Annotated in this window: 14 protein-coding genes; 12 read left to right on the top strand and 2 right to left on the bottom strand. The window is 32.9% G+C overall.

Annotation, left to right across the window (positions count from 1 at the left end):
* Positions 1-198: 198 nt before the first annotated feature.
* Together ACWA1B_RS18220 and ACWA1B_RS18215 are read left to right on the top strand one after the other, a co-directional pair.
* Complete coding sequence (locus ACWA1B_RS18220; protein WP_456909367.1) at positions 199-522, top strand: GIY-YIG nuclease family protein; 324 nt, start codon at positions 199-201, stop codon at positions 520-522.
* Positions 523-627: 105 nt separating this feature from the next.
* Positions 628-1,299: a copper homeostasis protein CutC gene (locus ACWA1B_RS18215; RefSeq protein WP_456909365.1), complete on the top strand. Its 672-nt coding sequence runs from the start codon at positions 628-630 to the stop codon at positions 1,297-1,299.
* 83 nt (positions 1,300-1,382) lie between these two features.
* On the opposite strand, the gene ACWA1B_RS18210 is transcribed toward ACWA1B_RS18215, so the two are convergent.
* Positions 1,383-3,797 (bottom strand): TonB-dependent receptor, encoded by a 2,415-nt coding sequence (locus ACWA1B_RS18210; protein ID WP_456909363.1) that lies wholly within the window; start codon positions 3,795-3,797, stop codon positions 1,383-1,385.
* A 321-nt stretch (positions 3,798-4,118) separates the two neighbouring features.
* On the opposite strand from ACWA1B_RS18210, the gene argS reads away from it, so the two are divergent.
* The 3 genes from argS (at position 4,119) to ACWA1B_RS18195 (ending at position 10,759) form a co-directional block, all read left to right on the top strand.
* Complete coding sequence (gene argS, locus ACWA1B_RS18205; protein ID WP_456909361.1) at positions 4,119-5,897, top strand: arginine--tRNA ligase; 1,779 nt, start codon at positions 4,119-4,121, stop codon at positions 5,895-5,897.
* A 408-nt stretch (positions 5,898-6,305) separates the two neighbouring features.
* Positions 6,306-9,362: a SusC/RagA family TonB-linked outer membrane protein gene (locus tag ACWA1B_RS18200; protein ID WP_456909359.1), complete on the top strand. Its 3,057-nt coding sequence runs from the start codon at positions 6,306-6,308 to the stop codon at positions 9,360-9,362.
* A gap of 20 nt (positions 9,363-9,382) precedes the next feature.
* Positions 9,383-10,759: a SusD/RagB family nutrient-binding outer membrane lipoprotein gene (locus ACWA1B_RS18195; RefSeq protein WP_456909357.1), complete on the top strand. Its 1,377-nt coding sequence runs from the start codon at positions 9,383-9,385 to the stop codon at positions 10,757-10,759.
* A gap of 90 nt (positions 10,760-10,849) precedes the next feature.
* Here ACWA1B_RS18195 and ACWA1B_RS18190 read toward each other — a convergent pair whose 3' ends face one another.
* Entirely contained in the window at positions 10,850-11,755 is a 906-nt protein-coding gene (locus ACWA1B_RS18190; RefSeq protein WP_456909355.1) for a DUF6607 family protein, read from the bottom strand.
* A 104-nt stretch (positions 11,756-11,859) separates the two neighbouring features.
* On the opposite strand from ACWA1B_RS18190, the gene ACWA1B_RS18185 reads away from it, so the two are divergent.
* The 7 genes from ACWA1B_RS18185 (at position 11,860) to ACWA1B_RS18155 (ending at position 22,588) form a co-directional block, all read left to right on the top strand.
* Positions 11,860-13,974, top strand: coding sequence for a TonB-dependent receptor plug domain-containing protein (locus tag ACWA1B_RS18185; RefSeq protein ID WP_456909353.1), 2,115 nt, complete (start codon positions 11,860-11,862; stop codon positions 13,972-13,974).
* 17 nt (positions 13,975-13,991) lie between these two features.
* The gene (locus ACWA1B_RS18180; RefSeq protein ID WP_456909351.1) at positions 13,992-15,071 is read left to right on the top strand and encodes an HmuY family protein; all 1,080 of its coding nucleotides are present in this window, start codon (positions 13,992-13,994) and stop codon (positions 15,069-15,071) included.
* Between the two features lie 278 nt (positions 15,072-15,349).
* Complete coding sequence (locus ACWA1B_RS18175) at positions 15,350-16,831, top strand: SGNH/GDSL hydrolase family protein (protein WP_456909350.1); 1,482 nt, start codon at positions 15,350-15,352, stop codon at positions 16,829-16,831.
* 82 nt (positions 16,832-16,913) lie between these two features.
* Positions 16,914-18,242, top strand: coding sequence for a GDSL-type esterase/lipase family protein (locus tag ACWA1B_RS18170; protein ID WP_456909349.1), 1,329 nt, complete (start codon positions 16,914-16,916; stop codon positions 18,240-18,242).
* Between the two features lies 1 nt (position 18,243).
* Positions 18,244-19,926, top strand: a complete 1,683-nt coding sequence (locus tag ACWA1B_RS18165; RefSeq protein ID WP_456909347.1) for an MBOAT family O-acyltransferase — start codon at positions 18,244-18,246, stop codon at positions 19,924-19,926.
* Positions 19,927-20,207: 281 nt separating this feature from the next.
* Positions 20,208-21,560 carry a signal recognition particle protein gene (gene ffh / locus ACWA1B_RS18160; RefSeq protein ID WP_035650191.1) on the top strand — a complete coding sequence of 451 codons (1,353 nt, stop codon included), beginning with the start codon at positions 20,208-20,210 and terminating at the stop codon, positions 21,558-21,560.
* A 140-nt stretch (positions 21,561-21,700) separates the two neighbouring features.
* Positions 21,701-22,588 (top strand): bifunctional 5,10-methylenetetrahydrofolate dehydrogenase/5,10-methenyltetrahydrofolate cyclohydrolase, encoded by an 888-nt coding sequence (locus tag ACWA1B_RS18155; protein WP_456909345.1) that lies wholly within the window; start codon positions 21,701-21,703, stop codon positions 22,586-22,588.
* Positions 22,589-22,731 lie beyond the last annotated feature (143 nt).

Here is a 22,731-nt window from a genome sequence, read left to right as displayed (position 1 = left end):
TCATTTTTGGAGCAGGTTTTTTTTATATGTCGTTGATAAGTTAGGTTTTATTGTCAGGCTGAGCGAAGTCGAAGCCCACGTTCCAATTGGAGCGCCCTTCGACTTCGCTCAGGGTGACAATTGGAATGTTGAAATGTATGTTAAAAAAAGAGATATTTTTCTTACTTTTAATTTGAATTGATTTAAACTAAAAGTAAGATGAAACTATATTATGTTTATATATTAAAATGTTCTGATAATAGCTATTACACAGGATTTACAAATAATATTGAAAGAAGATTAAACGAACACAATTACGGATTAAATTTAGAGTGCTATACATTTACTAAAAGACCATTGGAATTAGTTTTTTATGCAGAATTTAATGATGTGAATCAAGCTATTACATTTGAGAAACAAGTAAAAGGTTGGAGTCGTAAAAAGAAAGAAGCAATAATAAAAGATAAATGGGAAGATTTGAAAAAATTATCGGAATGTTTAAACGAATCCAGTCATAAAAATTTTAATAAAAAAGAACTTTAATTGTAACTTAGCCATCGACTTCGCTCAGGATGACAATCGAGTTAAAAGTCACTTAATTAATAATTGTCAGGCTGAGCGAAGTCGAAGCCCTTTTAGATGTTTACAATGAAAAAAAATCAACTCGAAATAGCGTGTTTCAATTATGAGTCGGCAATAATTGCGCAGGAAAGCGGTGCGGACAGAATTGAGCTGTGTGAAAATATGGAATTAGGAGGAACCACGCCAAATTCTATTTTAGTAGTGAAAGTCCGCGAAAGCGTCAAAATAAAAATGCATGTCATTATAAGGCCTCGTGGTGGTGATTTTGTTTATTCTGATGAAGAGTTGACAGAAATGAAACAAGATATCAAACACTATAAAAAGTTAGGCGTTGACGGTTTTGTTTTCGGAATTTTGAAACCAAACGGGAAAGTAAATAAAAGGCAAAATAAAGAATTGGTACATTTAGCGCATCCGCTATCATGTACTTTCCATCGCGCTTTTGATGTTGTAGATTCTATTGAAAAAGGACTTGAAGATGTAATTGAATGTGGTTTTCAAACTATTTTGACTTCAGGAACAGGAAAAAATGTTGAAGAAGGAATTTTTGATTTAGAACAAATTCAAAAATTAGCCAAAGACCGAATCGAAATAATGCCAGGAGGAGGCTTAAGATCTTCAAATATAAAATTATTGCAAGATAAGCTGACTCCAACTTTTTATCATTCATCGGCAATTACAGATAAGTCTGAAATTCCAAATCCCGAAGAAATTAAAGAATTAAGGAATTTTTTATAATCTAAAATAAAAAGCCTGGAGTTGGCATACTCCAGGCTTTTCTTTTCTACAAGAACTATTAAAATCTACTAATCAAAGTGGGATTAAAACATTCCGCCACCACCTTTATTAGTGTTATCTTCTCTTTGTTTACGTTGTAGGTTTTTGATTTTTCCACCACCAAAGTTGTAAGTCAAACCTAAATAAACTGTTCTGCTTTCCCAAGAAAACTGACCTGTTTGAGGATAAGGATAAATTCCATCAAAAGCATATTTCATTGTTTTGAAAACATCATTAAAACGTACGCTAATGTTCATTTTGTTGTCTAACAATGTATAACGTGAACCAATATCCATTTTGTACATTTCGTGTCTGTTTTGTTGAATATCTTCAACAGGCCCTCTGTAAAAACCAAATAACAAAAAGCTTAAACGTTTTGTTGGTTTGAAGTTAGAGTTCATACGTCCATTGAATGCCGTTGTTGTAACACTGCGTTCAAGAGGCGAACTTGTATTTGTTATAGGATCATATTTAAAAACAACGCCTTGTTGTTTGATACTTGAAAAGTCAATAGATGGTTGAATATCCCACCATTTAGTGATCTTGTAATTAAATGAAAGATCAAAACCATATGCACTATTATGATCAAAGTTAGTATAACTTAAAATCTGTTTTTGTGCTGGATTACTTGGATCTGGGCTTAAAGTTCTACCTATTTGATCGTTAATACTTCTTACGAAAACTCCAGCAGTTACACTTCCTTTATCAAGAGTTTTAGTGTAATTTACTTCAACGGAGTTTGTAAATTGAGGTCTTAATTCAGGATTTCCATATGAAGTTACTAAAGGTGTAGAAAACTCACGAATTGGTTTTGTTTGCTCAATACTTGGACGGTCAACACGACGGCTATAGCTTAATTGTAATACATTTTTCTCATTCAGATTATAAGTCAAATAAGCTGACGGATATAACGTAATATAATCATCATTAAATTTATCCTTACCATGATTTAAATTTGCTTCTACTTTATAGCTCTCAAAACGAGTTCCTAATTGGTAGCTGAATTTTTTGAATTTTTGACCAAAAGTCACATAAGCTGAATAGATATCAGTATCGTAAGTATAGTTTGAAACTCTTTCGTTAACAGGAACAAGAGGATTACCTGTGTTGTAATCATTGTTTGTTCTTGTAATTCTAGCTTCAGCACCAGCTTCAAGAGTAGTTTTATCATTCAACGGATTTACATAATCAACGTTTATTGTGCTCAATTTTCTCTGATCACCAATTTGATCACTGTAAATTACATTGTTTGAAGTGTTGTCAGGTCTTGTTGTTGTAGTATTAAAATTTGCATTTTGATCTGATTTAGTATCACTATAGTTTCCTTCAAAATCTAAAGTATGTCCTTCTTTTTTGAAAATATGTTTGTATGCTAAATTATAAGTTCCCGTTTTGCTTGGACCTTTATAATGTGAATCTTGGTAAATATTAAAAATATCTGGATCAGCGTTATTGTAATCAATATCAGTAATTACATTTCCATTTCCAGTTGATTTGTTTTGATTCGTATAGAATGACAAAGTATTTTTGTCATCAATCAAATAATCCATTCCAAGTTTGTACAAGTAATTGTCATTTTCGTTAGAAATTTTCAAATTTTGCTCAATATCCTGATCTAATCTTTGAATTCTTCCTTTGTTGTAATAGGTACCAAAGTTTTGTCCTCCATTTCCAAAGAAATTTACTTTTCCGGTTTTGTAGTTCAAATCAAGAGATTGGTTGTATTTTGCAGTTTCTCCAAAAGTAATACCACCACTGTAGCTTCCGTTGAAACCAGTATTAGCATTTTTGTGTAAAACGATGTTGATGATTCCAGACATTCCTTCTGGATTGTATTTAGCACTTGGATTTGTAATTAATTCAATTTTTTTGATCGAAGTCGAAGGAATTTGTTTCAATAATTGAGCAGGGTCAATATTAGAAGGTCGTCCGTCAATTAATACACGTACATTGTCATTTCCGCGAAGCGAAAGTTTTCCATCCTGATCTACGTTTACAGATGGGATATTGCTCATAATGTCAGATGCAGAAGCACCAGCTGTGGTTAAATCTTTCCCGACATTAATTACCTTACGGTCAATTTTTTGTTCAATAGTTGAGCGTTCAGCCACAACATTTACACCTTTCAATTGTGTTGCTTCTTCTTCAAGAGAAACATTTACTGTAGCGGTTTTTCTGTTTTCGCTTAAAATCAAAGAACCAACATATTTTTTGAAACCAATATATTGAATTTCGATAGTGTAGCTTTTCAATGCTAAATTTTTGATTGTAAAATCACCATTGTCATCAGTGTTAACCCCTGATACAACTTTTCCGTTTTCTTTGACAGAAACAGTTGCATACGAAATTGGTGCGTTATTCGATTTTTCGATAATTTTCCCCGAGACTGTCCCGGAATTCTGGGCCTGAGCTGTTGCAATTAAACTAAATAATGCGAACAGAAAAAATTTTAATTTCATAGTTAATAATTGATTATTTTGATTTGATTGATGATGATTGTTTTTTTGTTTTTGTTAGATTTTTTTTGCTTTAAATAAATTCAAAGTCTCTATTAAGACTCTTTTATGATTGATATGTTACAAGAAAAACTTAATTTTTTTTCAATCTAATCCGAGATGTTCTGTTTAGTAGGAGATTAGCGTTTTAATTTTTTGATAATTTTAACATTCTTCTGAAAGACTTTTTTAAGAAATTCTAAACGTTTTGTTCGATTTTATATGTTTTTCATTTTCTGTAATTGATGAATAAGCTGTATCTTTGCTCACTTTAAAATAAGTTACATGTCATTATCACAAATTCTTACACCTTCTATACAAAAAGCAATTCAGGCATTATTTGATGTTTCAGTTGATAAAATCGAATTTCAAACTACCAGAAAAGAGTTTGAAGGCGATATTACAATGGTGATTTTTCCGTTGTTGAAAGTCATCAAAAGCAATCCTGCTGAATTAGGAAATAAAATTGGAAATTATCTAGTTGAAAATGTTTCTGAAGTAGCGCGCTTTAACGTAGTTTCAGGTTTTTTGAATATTGTAATTTCAGATAGTTATTACTTGAATTTCTTCAATGAAATTAAAGACAATACAAAATTTGGTTACGTAACTCCAAATCCAGAGGACAAAGCAGTTATGGTCGAATATTCTTCGCCAAACACAAATAAACCTTTGCACTTGGGTCACGTTCGTAACAATTTGTTGGGATATTCAGTTGCTGAAATTTTAAAAGCTTCTGGAAAAAAAGTATACAAAACGCAAATTATCAACGACCGTGGAATTCATATCTGCAAGTCGATGTTAGCTTGGGAGAAATTTGGAAACGGAGAAACTCCGGAAAGTTCAGCTTTAAAAGGTGACAAATTAGTTGGTAAATATTATGTGGAGTTTGATAAAGCCTACAAAAAAGAAATCAACCAATTAATTGAATCTGGAAAAACAGAAGAAGAAGCAAAAAAACAAGCTCCTATTATTATTGAGGCTCAGGAAATGCTTAAAAAATGGGAAGCTGGTGATGAAAAAGTGATTGAACTTTGGAAAATGATGAACCAATGGGTTTATGATGGCTTCGCCACAACTTACAATAATCTTGGAGTTAACTTCGATAAATATTATTATGAGAGCAATACTTACTTATTAGGTAAAGATGTTGTTCAGGTAGGTTTAGATAAAGGTGTTTTTGAAAAAGATCCTGACGGTTCGGTTTGGATTGATTTAACAGATGAAGGTCTGGATCGTAAAATTGTATTGCGTTCTGACGGAACTGCAGTTTATATGACGCAGGATATTGGAACTGCTATTCAGCGTGTAAAAGATATGCCAGATGTTGGTGGAATGGTTTACACAGTTGGAAACGAGCAAGATTATCATTTTAAAGTTTTATTCTTGATTTTGAAAAAATTAGGTTTTGACTGGGCTTCAAGTTTATATCATCTATCATATGGAATGGTTGATTTGCCTTCAGGAAAAATGAAAAGCCGTGAAGGAACCGTTGTCGATGCTGATGATTTGATGCAGGATATGACCGATACGGCAAAACAAATTTCTGAAGATTTAGGAAAATTAGACAGTTATTCTGCTGAGGAAAAAGCAAAATTGTACAAAACGATTGGTCTTGGAGCTCTAAAATATTACATTTTAAAAGTAGATCCAAAAAAGCGCATTTTGTTTAATCCTGAAGAATCTGTCGATTTTGCTGGAAATACAGGGCCATTTATTCAATATACGTATGCGAGAATTCAATCTATAATCCGCAAAGCTGATTTTGATTTTTCTGCAACAACAACAATTGAAGAATTACATGAAAAAGAAAAAGAATTGGTAAAACAAATCGAACTTTTCCCAGAAGTAATTCAAAACGCTGCTCAAAATCACAGTCCAGCTTTGATTGCTAATTATACGTATGATTTGGTAAAAGAATATAATTCATTCTATCAATCTGTACATATTTTAGGCGAAGTTGATTTGACTAAAAAGATTTTCAGAGTACAGCTTTCTCAAAAAGTAGCAGAAGTTATTAAATCTGCATTCAGTTTATTAGGAATCGAAGTTCCTGAGAGAATGTAAAAAATTTAAATACTTATAATATTGAAAAGCCAGTAGTTTTTTAACTACTGGCTTTTTTTGTTATTTTTTTACCATATTATTCCTGCAATTTGTGTGTTTTGGAGCTACTTTTGCTTCAAACAATATGAATAAAACTTTTAAAGATACCTCCTTATATTTATTTTAACTATTTTGAATTAGTAAGCTTTTAGTAAAAATTGTAAAAGGATTAAACCGCTTAAACAAGATTTAGGCGGTTTTTTTATGCACTCTTCCGTGTAAAATAAGTAAGTATTTACTTCTAATTTTTGTTTGATATGTAATATATGTAAGTTTAATATTTCAAATTTGTATGTTAAAAAGGTTATAATTCTTGTTAAAATTATTTTAATTTTTTAAGTTGCGCCCAAATTTTAAAACAAAAAAATAATGAAGCAAAAATTTAAAAGCCTAATTGTGCTTTTTTTTATTCTTAGTTTGCAATTAGCAGTTGCTCAGGAAAAGAAAATCACAGGAACAGTTTCTGACAATGCAGGAATACCTTTGCCAGGAGTTAGTGTATTGGTTAAAGGAACAAAATCAGGAACACAAACCGATTTTGATGGAAAATATGTGATTAAAGCTGGTGCAAATCAAATTTTAGTATTTAGTTACATTGGAATGAAAACTCAAGAAGCTGCAGCTAATTCTTCTGTAGTCAATGTGAAAATGGCTGATGCTGCACAGGAATTGGAAGGAGTAGTTGTAACTGCATTAGGTATAAAAAAGGATGAAAAAAAAATTGGATATGCTGTATCTAAAGTATCTGCAGATGAAATTACAAAATCTGGTGAGCAAAATGTTGTTCAGGCATTAGCAGGAAAAGCGGCAGGCGTACAAGTAATTGGTTCAGGAGGAACTCCTGGTTCATCTAGTAAGATTATAATTAGAGGTTTAAACACTATTACAGGTTCAACTGATCCATTAATTGTTGTTGATGGTATTCCAATTGACAACAGTACAGATCAAACTACAGCAGGAGATAATCCATTTAATGCTAACTTATCTGGTATTAACAACTCTAACAGAGCCTTAGATATCAACCCAAATGATATCGAAAATGTTACTATCCTTAAAGGACCAGCAGCAGCAGCTTTGTACGGTGCAAGAGCTGGTAACGGTGTCATAATTTACACAACTAAAAAAGGTAAATCTCAAAGAGGTATTGGTATTGATTATTCAACCTCATTAGCTATTGACAAAGTAAGTCAATTACCAGCTAGACAAAGCAAATATGTTCAAGGTACAAGCGCAACAGCAACAGCTGTAAATACTGGCACACCGCAAAGTTGGGGACCTAGTGCAACGTCACTTGGCATTCCTACTTATGACAATGTTGGAAACTTTTTCAAAGAAGGAATTACTTTAAATAATAATATAGCTTTTTATGGAGGTGATGAAAAAGCAACTTTTAGAGCTTCTTATGGTAATCTTTCTCAAACAGGTATGATTCCTGAAACGGGACTAAAAAGAAACACCATCAGACTTGTTGGTGATTTAAAATTAAATGAAAACTGGAAAGCTGGTGCTAGTATGCAGTACACTCGTACTACAAATACTTTAGTACAAAATGGAAGTAACGTTTCTGGAGTTATGTTAAGTTTAATGCGATCTGTAAGCAATTATGATTTGAGAAATTATATTGATGCAGAAGGAAATAACAAAAACTATGTTAGTTCATATGACAACCCATATTTTACAGTTCATGAGAACCCTGCAACAAGTGATGTAAACCGTGTTTTAGGTAATATTTACTTAACCTACAAACCTGCAGATTGGTTTAATTTAACGGCTAAAGGTGGTATTGATGCTTATTCTGATGCACGTAAACAAATTTATGCTATATCATCAAATGGAGATAATTTAGGTGGAATTGGCGAAATAGCTTTCAATAGCATCACAAATAAAGAATTTTATGGTGATTTAATCGCTTCTGGTTTAATTCCATTAAAAAGTGATTGGTTAAAAATTAATTATACAACAGGACTTAACTTACGTTCTTCTCAGTATTTAAGTGTATATTCAAGAGGTAAGGATCTTGCAGTTAGAGGATTATATAACTTAGGTAATGCGACTCAACTATATGCATCTAATGATGAAAAAAATACTATTTCAAGAGCATTATTCGGCCAAGTCGAATTTGATATTAAAGATCAAATTTTCCTTGCCGCTACAGTAAGAAAAGAATGGTCTTCTACTTATGGAAATAATGTAAAAAGTGCCATATTCCCTTCTGCAACTGCATCTTGGATTGTTTCAAATACATTTGACTGGGGTAACTATGTAAAACTTAATTATGGATATGGTGAAGTAGGGATCGCTCCAAGAGCGTATGCTACAATCAGTACATATAGTCAACCGTTTATGACTGATGGATTTACTGATGGTTTAAGCTTTCCTTATAATGGTGTAAATGGTATGACGGTTTCGGGAACTTTAGGTAATCAAAACTTAAAACCGGAAAGAGTATTAGGGCATGATCTTGGATTAAGTACTAAATTTTTAGACAACCGTTTGACAACAGACATTGCCTTATATTATAAAACTTCTAAAGATTTATTGATTAATGTTCCTCTTCCACAGTCTACAGGATTTGCAATTGATTATAGAAATGCCGCAGAATTAGTTAACAAAGGTGTTGAAGTAGAATTAGGATATGATATTTTCAAGAAATCAAATCCATTTCAATGGAATGTTAACTTAAACTGGGCTAAAAATAAAAATAAAGTTATTGACATCACGGGAGGTTTAACTGAAGTTCAAATTGAAGCAGCTTTTACTTCGATTGGTTATTATGCAGTTAAAGGACAACCTTTAGGTAGTTTTTATGGGACAAAATGGGAACGTGACGCAAATGGAAACAAAATTATTGGATCTAACGGTTTACCAATTATCGCTAGCGAAACAGGAAATTTAGGAAACTCAGCTCCAGATTGGACAGGAGGTATTAGAAATACTTTCTCTTATAAGAGAGTTACTTTGTCAGCTTTTTTAGATATCAGACGTGGCGGTACCGTTTACAATGGGACACTAGCCAGATTGCATAATTTTGGTGTTTCTAAGGAATCAGCAGATAGAGAGCGTACTTATATTATCGATGGTGTAAAAGCTGATGGTACTAAAAATGACATTGCTATTACAGCCAAAAATTACTTTCAAAAATATTTAGGAGATGGCGGTGGAGCTGCTGAAGAAGCAGTAACAGATGTTAACTGGTTAAGACTTCGTGATGTTACTTTAAGTTACGACTTTAATGTGAAAAAATTCACGTCTATTAGTTCTGCACAAATCTCTTTTACAGGAAGAAACTTATGGCTAGATACCAATTATAAAGGTGTTGATCCAGAAACTAGCTTAACTGGCGCAGGATCAAAAATTAACGGCTTGGATTACTTTAATAATCCAGGAAGTAAATCATTCATCATGAGCTTAAAAGTAAGTTTTTAATCTAAAAAAAATAATTAAAAATGAAAAAACATATTAAAAGTATAATTCTATCAATGCTTAGTATTGGATTACTATCAGGCTGTCAGACAGAATTAGACGATTTCAACGAAAATCCAAATAATCCAATAACCACAACTCCATCACTATTGTTGTCAGCGATGGAGGTTTCAACTTTTTCGAATCATACAGGTGGTATAATCAGAAACTCTGAAATATTTGCTCAGCAATTAGCAGGTACTGATATTGGTCAGATGGGACCTATTTCTCAGTACATCATTTCAGAAAATGACGTAACTAACGAATGGAATACCATTTATGGAACCACTCTTATGAGCGGTCATCTTTTGACTCGTGATTTTGCAAGTCAATATCCATACTACAATGGAATGGGACAGGTTTTAACTGCATTGAATTTAGGATACGCTACTGATATGTGGGGAGATGTTCCTTATGATGAAGCATTTAAAGCTGAAGAAGGAAATAAAACACCTAAATACAATACTCAACAGGAAATTTACCAAAGGCTACAATCTATTTTAGATGAAGCTATTGTAAATTTGAAAAAACCTGTATCTAGCAACTTAACTACTCCTTCTGATGATGATTTTATATTTAAAGGTAATACTCAAAAGTGGATTAAAATTGCTTATGTATTAAAAGCAAGATATGCACTAAGACTATCTCAAGTTGATACAGGATCGGCACAAAAAGCCTTAGAATATATTAATGCATCAGGGATTACTTCAAATGATGATGATGCCAATACTTTCTTTCCAGGAACTGCTAATGGACTTAACCAATGGTATGCATTCAATGTGAGTCGCGTAAACTATTTGAAAACAGGTAAATATTTTGTTGATTACTTAAATAACACTAGTGATCCAAGATTACCTTTTATTATTGCAAAAAACAAAGAAGGAACTTACACTGGAAATGCTGCTGACGATCAAGCAACTGTCACAACTTCTTATATTGGTTCTGCATTTGCAAGTCCAACTTCAGCGGTTGGAATGGTTACTTTTGCTGAAGCAAAGTTCATTGAGGCAGAAGCAAAGTTAAGACTGGGACAAAATGCTCAACCGGCATTTCAAGCTGGGATCGCAGCTTCTGTTTTAAAAATAACTGGTACAGCAGCTACATCAACTTTCTTAGCGAATGCAACTTCAACAGTAACTTTAGCTAATATTATTCAACAAAAATATATTGCACTTTTCTTGACAATGGAGCCATTTAATGACTACAGAAGAACTGGTTTCCCTGTTTTGGTTCCAAACCAAGCATCAAATACAAAAGCCATTCCCGTAAGACTTCCAACTCCTGATGAAGAAAGACATTATAATAGCAATGCAACTGTAGTAAGTAATGTTACTACAAATGTATGGTGGGATAAAAACTAATTTTTTTACCACTTAGTTTAGGCATTGACATCTGTAAAAAAAGCCGGTAATTAAATATTACCGGCTTTTTTTACAACTAACACAAACAATTTATTTTTTAACGAACTTATCAATAATTGCATCAGATTCTGCTTTTGTTGCTTCTGGTTTTAAATCAAATAAAAGAGAATACAAAGCTTTACGATCTACTTTTGCTTCTAAGTTTAAATCTTGATGTCTGTCAAAAAGAGTTTGCCATTTATCACGAACGTTTTTCCAGAGCACTTTGTTTGTTCCCCACCATTTTTGTGCAGCAGCACATTTAGAATCTGGAACTTTAGTGTAAACATCAAAACCTTTTTCTTGTGCTAACAAAACATCTTTTCCAGCATCATCACGAACCAATTTGTCATTGTCTTGCTCATGATTCCATCCCGTAGAAGTGATTTCGTGGATATTTCTTCTTTTTAAAACATTATAATCATTGCGTTTTGTTTGCTCTCTTCTAGGAAGCGGAGCATCGGCAACATTTGCCCAGTAATCATTTCCGTCAACGTGAACCCAAGTTGATGATCCTTCGTAACGTGGACTATCATCTACTTGATATACTTTTTGTGTCCATTGACCTTTAACAGCTTTTTTATCTAATTTTTTATACTTCCAAGAGGTTCCTTTATCGAAAGAATATAAGTCTGTGTTTTCATATAGCCAGTCTTGTCTCCAGTGTTTGATGATCATATCATCGCTCACGATCAATAAATGCTGCATTACAATTTTATTAGGCGTGTCTTCTAATAATTCAACCCATTCTAAAGCTGATTCATGCTTAGTTTCAGATGGTTTATAAGTAAGAGAATCTTTAGGATATGAAAATGTTTCTGTGAAGTTGAATTTTACTTCATAGCAACCACACATAGATTTTATTGATTTAATGTCTTGTTGTTTTTTGTCCTGAGCGAAACCAAGACCACAAGTCAAAGCCATTACGGCCGATAAATAGAGGCTTTTTGTAATCATAACTTAATATTTTGTTTTTACATTTTTGCAAATATATATAATTTATTTAGAATAAATAAAAATAGTTTTTATATTTGCACTGTTATTAAGACTGAATAAAAATAATGAAAATTAAAATTACCCTTTTTGCTGGACTTCTATTTTGTACCTATTCTTTTGCTCAGCAAAAAGATAGTATTGTATCTCAGGAAAAACTTTCTGAGGTTGTTGTAACAGGACAGTTTGAGCCTCAATCCATAAAAAAATCTGTTTTTAACGTTCGTGTGATTTCAAATCAGGATATTCAAAATCTGGCAGCTAATAATTTAGCCGATATTTTAAATCAATATTTAAATATCACGGTTAGTCCAAGTGGAACAAGTGGTCGTTCTACAGTTTCTTTATTCGGTTTAGATGCACAATATTTTAAAATATTGGTTGATAATGTTCCTCTTGTTAATGAAGCTGGTTTAGGAAATAATATCGATTTATCGCAAATTAATCTTAATGATGTTGATCATGTTGAAATTGTAGAAGGTTCAATGGGAGTTACTTACGGAGCTAATGCTGTGAGTGGTGTTTTGAATATTATCACTAAAAAATCTTCTAAATATAAATGGGGTATTAATGCTTCAGTTCAAGAGGAAACGGTCAATAATGAATATTCTCTTTTTGATGAAGGACGTCACATTCAGTCTCTTAGAGTTTCTCATACTTTTGATAAAAATTGGTTTGTTTCAGCGGGAATAAATCGAAATGATTTTCAAGGATATTTGAATGACAAAAACGGAGAAAATTATGCTGAAAATGATGGAACACGTGGTTACAGCTGGCTTCCAAAAGATCAATTAAACGGTACGGCAACGATTTCATATCACAAAGACAATTTTCGTTTTTACTACAAATTTGAGTTTTTAGATGAAAATGTAGATTATTATAATAGTACGGTTCAATCTGGATATAACAGCACTTTAGGTTCATATCGTTATGCAGATGATAAAAGATATTTTACAGACCGATATTTTCATAATTTAAATGCGACAGGAAGATTATTGTCGCAATTAAATTACAATGTTTCGCTTTCGCATCAAAAACAAGAGCGTGATGTTGAAAGTTTTAGATATAATATAGGAAGTAAGACAGAAAGCAATAATACGACTGTAAAAGATCAGGCGATGGAAGTGCTTTATTCGACAGGAACTTTAAATAACTTTTTTTCAGATAAAACAGTTGACTTGCAATTGGGCTACGAATTTGTCAACAATCAAGGTTATGCATTAGTTCAGGAGGCAAATAATATTTTTACTCCAGTTCGAAAAACACTTGAGAATTATGATTTTTTTGCTTCGTCAGAAATTATGGCAACGCACAAATTTTCAATTCGACCAGGAATCCGATTTTCTGTTCAGTCTCAATTTAAAAATCAATATGCTTCCTCATTAGGTTTACGATATTTATTTGAAAAAGGAATTGAACTTCGCGGCTCATATGGTAACTCTTTTAGAACGCCAACTTTTGATGAATTATATTCAAAACAAATATTTGACGGACACTTCTTTACAGGAAACGAAAACCTGATTCCTGAAACGAGTACATCTTACGAAACCAGTCTTAAGAAAATGACTTTATTTTCATCAGGATTGCAACTTTCTAACACTTTTGCAGGAAGTTATCTGAATGTAAATGATAGAATTGACATGGCATTGGTAAGGTTTAATCCAGATACTGGGAATCCAGAGTATCAATATATCAATATCAGCAAATACAGAATGTGGAATTTCTCAACTATGAATCAGTTGAAAAAAGACAACTTTACATTCAATTTTGGTGCTGCATTAATTGGTATTTCTCAGAAAATAGACAATCAGGTATTTACTTCTGATGATCAATTTCTTTATTCTTTCAATTTAAATACAAGTTTTTCGTATACCGTTCCAAAATGGAAAACAATTGTTTCAGGATATTATAAATACAACGGTAAAACACGACAATATATTCAAGGTTCTTCTTCTTATGTTTTATCTGAAGTTGATCCAAGTAATTGGCTCGATCTTACTGCTCGACAAAATTTCTTCAAAGATCATTTTGAAGTTACAGTGGGAGCAAGAAATGTTCTTGATGTGACCAATGTAAGACAAACAGGTACCGCAAGTGCTGCTGGACATGCAGGACCAGGTGAGGTAATGCTTGCGTACGGACGTTCTTACTTTTTAAAATTAGCATATAACCTTAATCTTTAATATAAATATAGAATACAATGAAAAAGTTATTATTTTTATCAATCGCGTTACTATCACTAGCATCATGTTCTAATGATGACGACAATAAAGTTGAGATCCCAACTGTGGGAGAAACTTTGAAGACTTCTGTTGGTGGGCCAAACCAACCAAACCAACTTTATCTTGATTTAAGTGCTGCAGAAATTAAATCAGTAAACAGAGCGTCTTGGGATTTAGGATTTTCTTCTGGTACAGATTTTAGAGTAATCATCAATGGTTCTCTTAAAATGGCAGTTAAAAAATTAGCAACTTCAGATATCACTTTGTCTCAGGTGGCTGATGCAAATGTTTCAGTTGGAGCAGGTGAAACTCTTGCGTCTAATGGATATGTTGATAATCCAACTGGAGTTTTAGCTGGTGCTGGAGCAGGTATCGGAACAGCAATTGCTGAAATTTCTGCTACAGATGCTGATAACAAAGTTTACCTAGTAAATCTTGGATTTGCAGTTTCTACTACTCAACCAGCTGTTGGTTCAGTAAGTGTTGATGGAGAAGCAAGAGGATGGAAAAAAGTTAGAATTTTAAGAAGCGGAAATGGATATAAAATTCAATATGCTGATTTAACTTCTACAACTTTTACAGAGAAAACAATCTCAAAAGATGCCGACTTTAATTTTTCATTTTTTAGTTTAGTTTCAGGTAATACAGTTTCAGTAGAACCTGCAAAAGCGAAATGGGATTTAAATTTCACAACTTTTACGAATTACTTAAACATGGGAAGTGGCGAGGTAACATACGGTTATGCTGATTTCATTACTACAAACTCAAAAGGAGGAACACAAGTTTACCAAGTATTAACTTCTGCTAAAACTTATGAGGCTTTTGCAAAAGCAGATGTTGTTGAAGCAAATTTTACTGTTTCTGCAACAGATCAAAGAGTAATTGGAGCTAACTGGAGAAATGGTGGTGGACCAACTTCATTGCCAAGTATCAGAACAGATCGTTTTTATGTTGTAAAAGATGCAGCTGGAAATTACTATAAAGTTAAATTCCTAGCTATGACAAATGATGCAGGTTTAAGAGGGAATACTACTTTGGAGTACGCAATCTTAAAATAATTTTTTAAAATGAAAATCTAAAAATCATAAGGATTATTTCATTTTAACTTATGATGCTTCGGTATCGATGTTTAGTTAATCATTAGCTTTGTTTTTTTTATTTTTTTTTGATAAAGAGGCCAGATTCGTCCGGTCTCTTTTTTGTTTTTTACTTTATTGATAAAAAAAAATAATAATTAAGCTTTAATCTTATCTTTGCACATATTTTTTCATAAAGAATTAGCAGAAATTTCGCATAATTAATTTTGCAATTCATACTTCAAAACTTAAAATTACAAGTGAATACAAAGTCATATTTTTTTCAGTCTTTTGCCATTGTTGCATTAGCATTGGTTGCTTTTATTGGATTCAAGCAAATTTTGCCAGATAAGATTTTTTCTGAAAGCAAAATGAATTCAAAAAACGTGCTTATCGATAGCTTGCTTCTTGAAGCTGTTGCAAAAGATTCATTGAGTACAAACGACAGCCTCGATGCAATTGAAGATCAGGAAGGAAAAGAAGAAATTGTATATGAAAATATTGAAGGAATTGAATTTCCATCTGAAACTTTTGATAATTACAAAGGCTATCAATACCTGATTTCGTTTTATGAAAAATTATATCAATTAGAAAAACATCCAGAATCAAATGTCAGAATTGCGTATTACGGCGATTCAATGACCGATGGCGATTTGATTGTTCAGGATGTAAGAATGAATTATCAAGAACGTTTTGGTGGAAACGGTGTCGGTTTTGTTCCGATTACTTCAGAATCGGCGGCGTCGCGCGGGTCGGTAAAATCTACTTATTCTAAAAACTGGAAAACACAATCTTATCTGAATGTGAAAAAACCATTAAGCCCTTTTGGTGTGAACGGACACGTATTTTTTGCCAATGATAAAGCAAATCCAACTTGGGTACAATATGAGGCAGGAACCAATAAATACTCAACCACTTTAGACAATCCGACTTTATTTTACGGAAGAGCTTCCAAAAATGGAAAAGTGAATTTTATTATTGGAAAAGACACTTTGAAGAAAAATTTGACTCCAAATAATTTGATTAATACTTTAAAAGTAAGTTCAGGACGTTTGAAAAGTTTCAAAGCTAATTTCATAAATGCAGATTCTATTCCAATTTATGGCTTCAATTTTGACAACGGAAGCGGTGTTCACGTGGATAACTTTTCACAAAGAGGAAATTCGGGATTGCCAATTTCGATGTTTAATGCAAGTGTAATGCAAGGTTTTAATAAAAGCCTGAAATACGATTTGATTATTCTGCATTACGGAACAAACGTATTGAATTACGGAACTAAAAATTACAATTGGTACGAAAGAGGGATGACAAAAACCGTTAATAAAATAAAAGAATCTTTTCCGGGAGTTTCGATTTTGATTGTTTCAACAGCAGATAAATCGACCAAATACGATTTAGAAATGAAAACCGATTCGGCTGTTGTGCCTTTAATGAAAGCACAAAAAAGATATGCTCTGGATACTGAATCTGGTTTCGTAAACTTATATACTTTGATGGGTGGCGACGGATCGATGGTGAAATGGGTTGACGAAACGCCGGTTAAAGCCAATAAAGATTATACTCACTTTAATCAGCGCGGCGCAAAAGCAATTGGAAATTTATTATATACTCAATTAAATAAAGGTTACGAAGAATATAAAATATTGCGTGAAAAACGTGAAGCTGTTGCGAATCAGCAAAGAGCAGCTCGAAAAACCAAAACAGATTCTACTTCTGTCAAAAATGATAGTGTAAATGAATAAACTGATTATTTTTTTCTGTTGTCTTTTTTTCTCTTTGAATGACAAGGCTCCAAAAACAGATTCACTTCCAATAACAAAAAATATGATTCACAAAGTCGATTCAATAGTCGCTAATCCTGTTTCCGATGATCAAATTTATAATGCGAAAGTATTAAAAGATTTTTTCGAAAAATTAAAGGAAAATGAAAGCCAGAACAATCAGAAAATAAATATTGTTCATATTGGAGATTCTCATATTCAGGGAGATTTGATGACCAATGAAGTGAGAAAAAAATTGCAGCACCAATTTGGAAATGGCGGTCGTGGTCTGGTTTTTCCATACCAGCTTGCAAAAACAAACGGTTCTTATAACGAACGTTTTTATTCGAACAGAAGCTGGGAAAGTTATAGAAATATTCTTCCTTCAAAAAATGCTCCTGTTGGTTTAAGTGGTATTGGACTTTGGCGTGACAATGGAGGTTTTGCTGTTGAATTGCGAGTGAAAGATATGGCATATAAATTCAATACCATTAAAATTATTACGCCTCAAAATCAAAATATGTTTGATTTGGCAACTTCTTCTCAAGTGAATTTGATTCAGTCGACAGAGAAAAAAGTAATTAAGCATAAAATTAAAAAAGGAGAAGCAATTTCAACAATTGCCGATAAATACAATATTTCGGTTACGGATATTAAAAAAGCAAATGGTTTAAAATCGAATAATATTAGAGCGGGAAGAACCTTGAAAATTCCGACAAATGAAACCAAACAGAAAACGATTAAAAGCTCCGAATTTGTTCCATTGAATGTAGAATCAGATTCTTTTTGTCATTATTACAACTCCGATAAAGCATTAGAAAAAATTTATTTGATTCCGAATAAAGAAGCTTCAAAATATGAATTGAACGGAATTGTTTTGGAAAAAGATGCGCCAGGAATATTGTATAGCGGTATTGGCGTAAATGGAGCTAAATATTCAGATTACAATAAATATCCTTTGTTTTTTGAACAGCTGAAAGCAGTGCATCCGGATTTACTTGTTTTTTCGCTCGGAACAAATGAAAGTTATGACAAATTAGAAGTTGAAGGTTACATTAGACATTTAAGAGAGTTTATAAGCAATATCAAAGCTCAAAACATCAACGTTCCTATAATCGTGATGACGCCGCCGCCATCTTTATTAAGAAGAAAGCCCAATACTTATATTAGAGATTACACCAAAGAAATCTTGGAAATCGCACAAAAAGACGGTTTTGCCGTTTGGGATTTATACAATGAATTTGGAGGTATGGACGGAATCCGAAAATTAAAAACTCAGGGATTAATTGGTCCGGATTGGGTTCATTATTCTAAAAAAGGATACGAGAAACAAGGAAACTTGTTTGCAGAGGCAGTTTTAAAAGCATACGATAATTTTAAATCAAAGAATTAAATTGATAACAATAGATAGCATTAATGATTGGTTCATCCAAAATTTTGGTGCAATTACAATAGAACAAGTTAAAAGCTGGTTTATTTACAATCCAGACGAAAAATTATTATTTAATACCGGTTTATTCCTCGGATTATTTCTGGTTTTTTATTTTGTTTATGCTTTTCTGCGCAAAACATTTTATTTGAGATTAACTTATGTTATTCTGTTCTCACTTTTCTTTTATTACAAGTCAAGCGGTGTTTACTTTTTGCTTTTACTACTTTCCTCAGTTGTAGATTATGGATTAAGCCAGATTATTTATAGAGCAACAAAAGAAAGTTCTAAGAAAATATATCTTGTAATAAGTGTAATCTTGAATTTGGGATTATTAGGGTACTTCAAGTACATGAATTTCATGATTGTGACATTCAATGATATGTTTCATGGCAATTATCAGCTTCATGATATTTTTCTTCCTGTCGGAATTTCGTTTTATACTTTCCAGTCGATGAGTTATATTATTGAAATTTACCGCGAAGAAATTAAGCCAACTAAAAACTACATCGAATATTTATTTTTCGTTTCGTTTTTCCCGCAGTTAGTTGCTGGTCCAATTGTACGCGCAAAAGATTTTCTTCCGCAGATTTATCAAAAATTAAATCTTTCGAGACAAGATGTAAATAACGCTTTGTTTTTGATTATTGGTGGATTGATTAAGAAAACGGTAATTTCGAATTATATTTCTGTAAACTTTGTTGATCGTGTTTTTGATACGCCTTTGAGTTATACTTCTTTCGAGAATTTAATGGCATCTTATGGATATGCAATCCAGATTTATTGTGATTTCTCTGGATATTCAGATATGGCAATCGGAATTGCTTTATTGCTTGGATTCAAATTACCGGTCAACTTCAGAACGCCTTATAAATCAACTTCGATAACTGATTTTTGGAGAAGATGGCATATTTCATTGTCAACTTGGTTAAAAGACTTTTTATATATTTCGATGGGAGGAAACCGTGAAGGTTCTTTCGCCGGATATTTATTCCCGAGTTTATTTTTCTTCGGATTATTGCTTTGGGGAATTACAAGTTACAATACCAGTATAATTCCGCTAATTGTTGCGTCAGTTTCAATATTGCTTTTTTGTTTGTCTTTTCTGCTTTCCAGCAAAAAGAAACAAACTTTGGTGACCAATTTAAATTTATTTACCACAATGCTTTTGGGCGGATTGTGGCACGGAGCAGGAGCACAGTTTATTGTTTGGGGAGCTTTACACGGATTGGCTTTGGCAATTCATAAGATTTTCGTGGAGATTTTTCCATCCAAAAAAGATAAAAGCCCAAATTTCCTTTGGCGATTTTTCTCCATCGTAATTACATTTCATTTTGTGGTTTTCTGCTGGATCTTTTTCCGTGCAAGAGATTTTGAAACAGCCTTGCAGGTAATTAATACTATTGGACAGTTGACTTTCGAGCCAGAACTTTGGAAAACAATTGTAATAGGTTATAAAAATGTATTCGGATTAATGTTATTCGGTTATGTTTGGCATTTCTTACCAGAATCTTTCACCAATGCAATGAAATCTGTTTTTGATAAAACACCGATCGTGGTAAAAGCAATAATTCTGGGATTCGTTTACTGGATTGTTTACGCAACAGCAGTAGCGGGTTCGCAACCTTTTATATACTTCCAATTTTAGATATAAGGTTCAAAGTAACAAAGTAGCAAAGTAACAAAGTAACAAAGGCGCAAAGGTTTTATTCTTTGCGCCTTTTTTTCTCTCGCAGATTTTGCAGATATAAGCGATTTTTTTATACTCAATCTAAAAATAATCTGTTTGATCTGCAAAATCTGCGAGAAACAAAAAACGTTGCGTGCTTTGCATAATACTTCGCGTACTTTGCGGTTAAATGCAGTTAAATAAAAATTGCCTGAAATATCTAATTAGATTATCTTTGCACTTCAAATAAAGAAAATAATATGTTTGATAATTTAAGCGATAAGTTAGATAAAGCGTTCCATATATTAAAAGGACACGGTAAAATTACAGAAGTAAACGTTGCCGATACTTTAAAAGAAGTTCGTCGTGCATTACTTGATGCCGATGTTAACTTTAAAATTGCTAAAGATTTTACAGCTAGAGTAAAAGACAAAGCAATTGGTCAGGACGTACTTACAACCTTACAACCAGGACAATTATTAGTAAAACTGGTAAAAGATGAGTTGACGGAATTAATGGGTGGAGATGTTGCTGGTGTTAACTTATCAGGAAATCCAACTGTTATTTTGATGTCAGGACTTCAAGGTTCTGGTAAAACTACTTTCTCAGGAAAATTAGCCAACTTTTTAAAGACTAAGAAAAATAAAAAACCACTTCTTGTAGCTTGTGATATCTACCGTCCTGCGGCGATCAATCAGCTTCATGTTGTGGGAGATCAAATAGGTGTTGAGGTTTACTCAGAACCAGAAAACAAAAATCCTGTTGAAATTGCTCAAAACGCAATCAAACATGCAAAAGCAAACGGTTTCAATGTAGTTATCGTCGATACAGCAGGTCGTCTAGCAGTAGATCAGGAAATGATGGACGAAATTGCACGTGTTCACAAAGCAATTCAGCCACAAGAAACATTGTTTGTCGTAGACTCTATGACAGGACAAGATGCTGTAAACACAGCAAAAGCTTTCAACGATATCTTAAATTTTGATGGAGTTATTTTAACGAAATTAGATGGTGATACTCGTGGTGGAGCTGCACTTTCAATCAAATCGATTGTAAACAAACCAATCAAATTTGTTGGTACTGGAGAAAAAATGGAAGCAATTGATGTTTTCTATCCAGAACGTATGGCAGAGCGTATCTTAGGAATGGGAGACGTTGTGTCTCTTGTTGAAAGAGCTCAGGAACAATTTGACGAAGAAGAAGCAAGAAAACTTCAAAAGAAAATCGCTAAAAACGAATTTGGTTTTGATGACTTCTTAACGCAAATTCAACAAGTGAAAAAAATGGGTAACATGAAAGATTTGGTTGGAATGATACCAGGTGCTTCAAAAGCCATGAAAGATGTAGAAATCGAAGATGATGCTTTCAAACATATTGAAGCAATCATTCACTCGATGACGCCAGGAGAAAGAAGTAAGCCGGCCATTATCGACGTAAAAAGAAAAGCCAGAATTGCTAAAGGTTCGGGAACTAAAGTCGAGCAAGTAAATCAGTTAATGAAGCAGTTTGACCAAATGAGCAAGATGATGAAGATGATGCAAGGTCCGGGCGGAAAAAACCTTATGAAAATGATGGGAGGCATGAAAGGAATGCCAGGAGGAATGCCAAGATAATAAAATTAAAAGTTTCAAGTTTCAGGTTTCAAGTTAGAGACTGAAATTTGAAACTTTTTTCGATTAATAAATATAGTTTCATTGTGACATGTAACATGAAACTTGAAACCTGAAACAAATTAAACCTGAAACAAAAACAAATGCAACTACTAGACGGTAAAAAAACATCCAACGACATTAAAAACGAAATTGCAATCGAAGTTCAATCTATAAAAGATGCAGGAGGAAAAGTACCTCATTTAGCTGCGGTTTTGGTTGGTAACAATGGAGCAAGTTTAACTTATGTAGGAAGTAAAGTAAAATCATGTCAGGAAATCGGATTTGATTCAACTTTAGTAAGTCTGCCGGAAACAATTACCGAGGAAGAATTGCTTGCTAAAATTAAAGAGTTGAACGAAGATGATAATCTAGATGGCTATATCGTTCAGTTGCCTTTGCCTAAACATATCGACGAGCAGAAAATCTTATTAGCAATTGATCCAGATAAAGACGTAGACGGATTTCATCCAACGAACTTTGGTAGAATGGCGCTTGAAATGGAAAGTTTCATTCCAGCAACACCATTCGGAATTATGGAATTGTTAGAACGTTATAAAGTTGAAACTGCAGGAAAACATACCGTTGTAATTGGAAGAAGCCATATCGTTGGACGTCCAATGAGTATTTTAATGAGTCGTAAAGGAAATCCAGGAGATTCTACAGTTACGTTGACTCACAGTCGTACTAAAAACTTAGAAGAATATACTAAAAATGCTGATATTATTATTACTGCTTTAGGTGTTCCTGAATTTTTAAAAGCGGATATGGTAAAAGATGGAGTAACAATTATCGACGTCGGAATCACTCGCGTCGAAGATGCATCAAATCCAAAAGGTTATGTAATCAAAGGAGATGTTGATTTTGATGGTGTAAGTAAAAAAGCATCATTTATTACGCCGGTTCCAGGTGGAGTAGGGCCAATGACAATTGCAATGTTGCTTAAAAATACGCTTTTAGCTCGTAAAATGCGAAGCGCAAGAAATAAATAAAATTGCCTAAAAATATATTATAAAGCCTGTTCTATATTGAACAGGCTTTTTTATTGTATTAATTTTTTAAACACATAGAAACATAGAATTTAATTTTCAAAAAAGAATGCAAAAGAGAAACAAATTTCTTTCAGATAGTTTAC

The sequence above is a fragment of the Flavobacterium xizangense genome (assembly GCF_054075145.1).
This window is presented reverse-complemented; position numbering and strand designations above follow the sequence as displayed.

Excerpts from the sequence above, each read along its gene's own strand:
- ACWA1B_RS18155 (WP_456909345.1), top strand. The coding sequence starts at position 21,701 with ATGCAACTACTAGACGGTAAAAAAACATCCAACGACATTAAAAACGAA.
- ACWA1B_RS18180 (WP_456909351.1), top strand. The coding sequence starts at position 13,992 with ATGAAAAAGTTATTATTTTTATCAATCGCGTTACTATCACTAGCATCA.
- ACWA1B_RS18215 (WP_456909365.1), top strand. The coding sequence starts at position 628 with ATGAAAAAAAATCAACTCGAAATAGCGTGTTTCAATTATGAGTCGGCA.
- argS (WP_456909361.1), top strand. The coding sequence starts at position 4,119 with ATGTCATTATCACAAATTCTTACACCTTCTATACAAAAAGCAATTCAG.
- ACWA1B_RS18210 (WP_456909363.1), bottom strand. The coding sequence starts at position 3,797 with ATGAAATTAAAATTTTTTCTGTTCGCATTATTTAGTTTAATTGCAACA.
- ACWA1B_RS18200 (WP_456909359.1), top strand. The coding sequence starts at position 6,306 with ATGAAGCAAAAATTTAAAAGCCTAATTGTGCTTTTTTTTATTCTTAGT.
- ACWA1B_RS18220 (WP_456909367.1), top strand. The coding sequence starts at position 199 with ATGAAACTATATTATGTTTATATATTAAAATGTTCTGATAATAGCTAT.
- ACWA1B_RS18195 (WP_456909357.1), top strand. The coding sequence starts at position 9,383 with ATGAAAAAACATATTAAAAGTATAATTCTATCAATGCTTAGTATTGGA.
- ACWA1B_RS18170 (WP_456909349.1), top strand. The coding sequence starts at position 16,914 with ATGATTCACAAAGTCGATTCAATAGTCGCTAATCCTGTTTCCGATGAT.
- ACWA1B_RS18190 (WP_456909355.1), bottom strand. The coding sequence starts at position 11,755 with ATGATTACAAAAAGCCTCTATTTATCGGCCGTAATGGCTTTGACTTGT.
- ffh (WP_035650191.1), top strand. The coding sequence starts at position 20,208 with ATGTTTGATAATTTAAGCGATAAGTTAGATAAAGCGTTCCATATATTA.
- ACWA1B_RS18185 (WP_456909353.1), top strand. The coding sequence starts at position 11,860 with ATGAAAATTAAAATTACCCTTTTTGCTGGACTTCTATTTTGTACCTAT.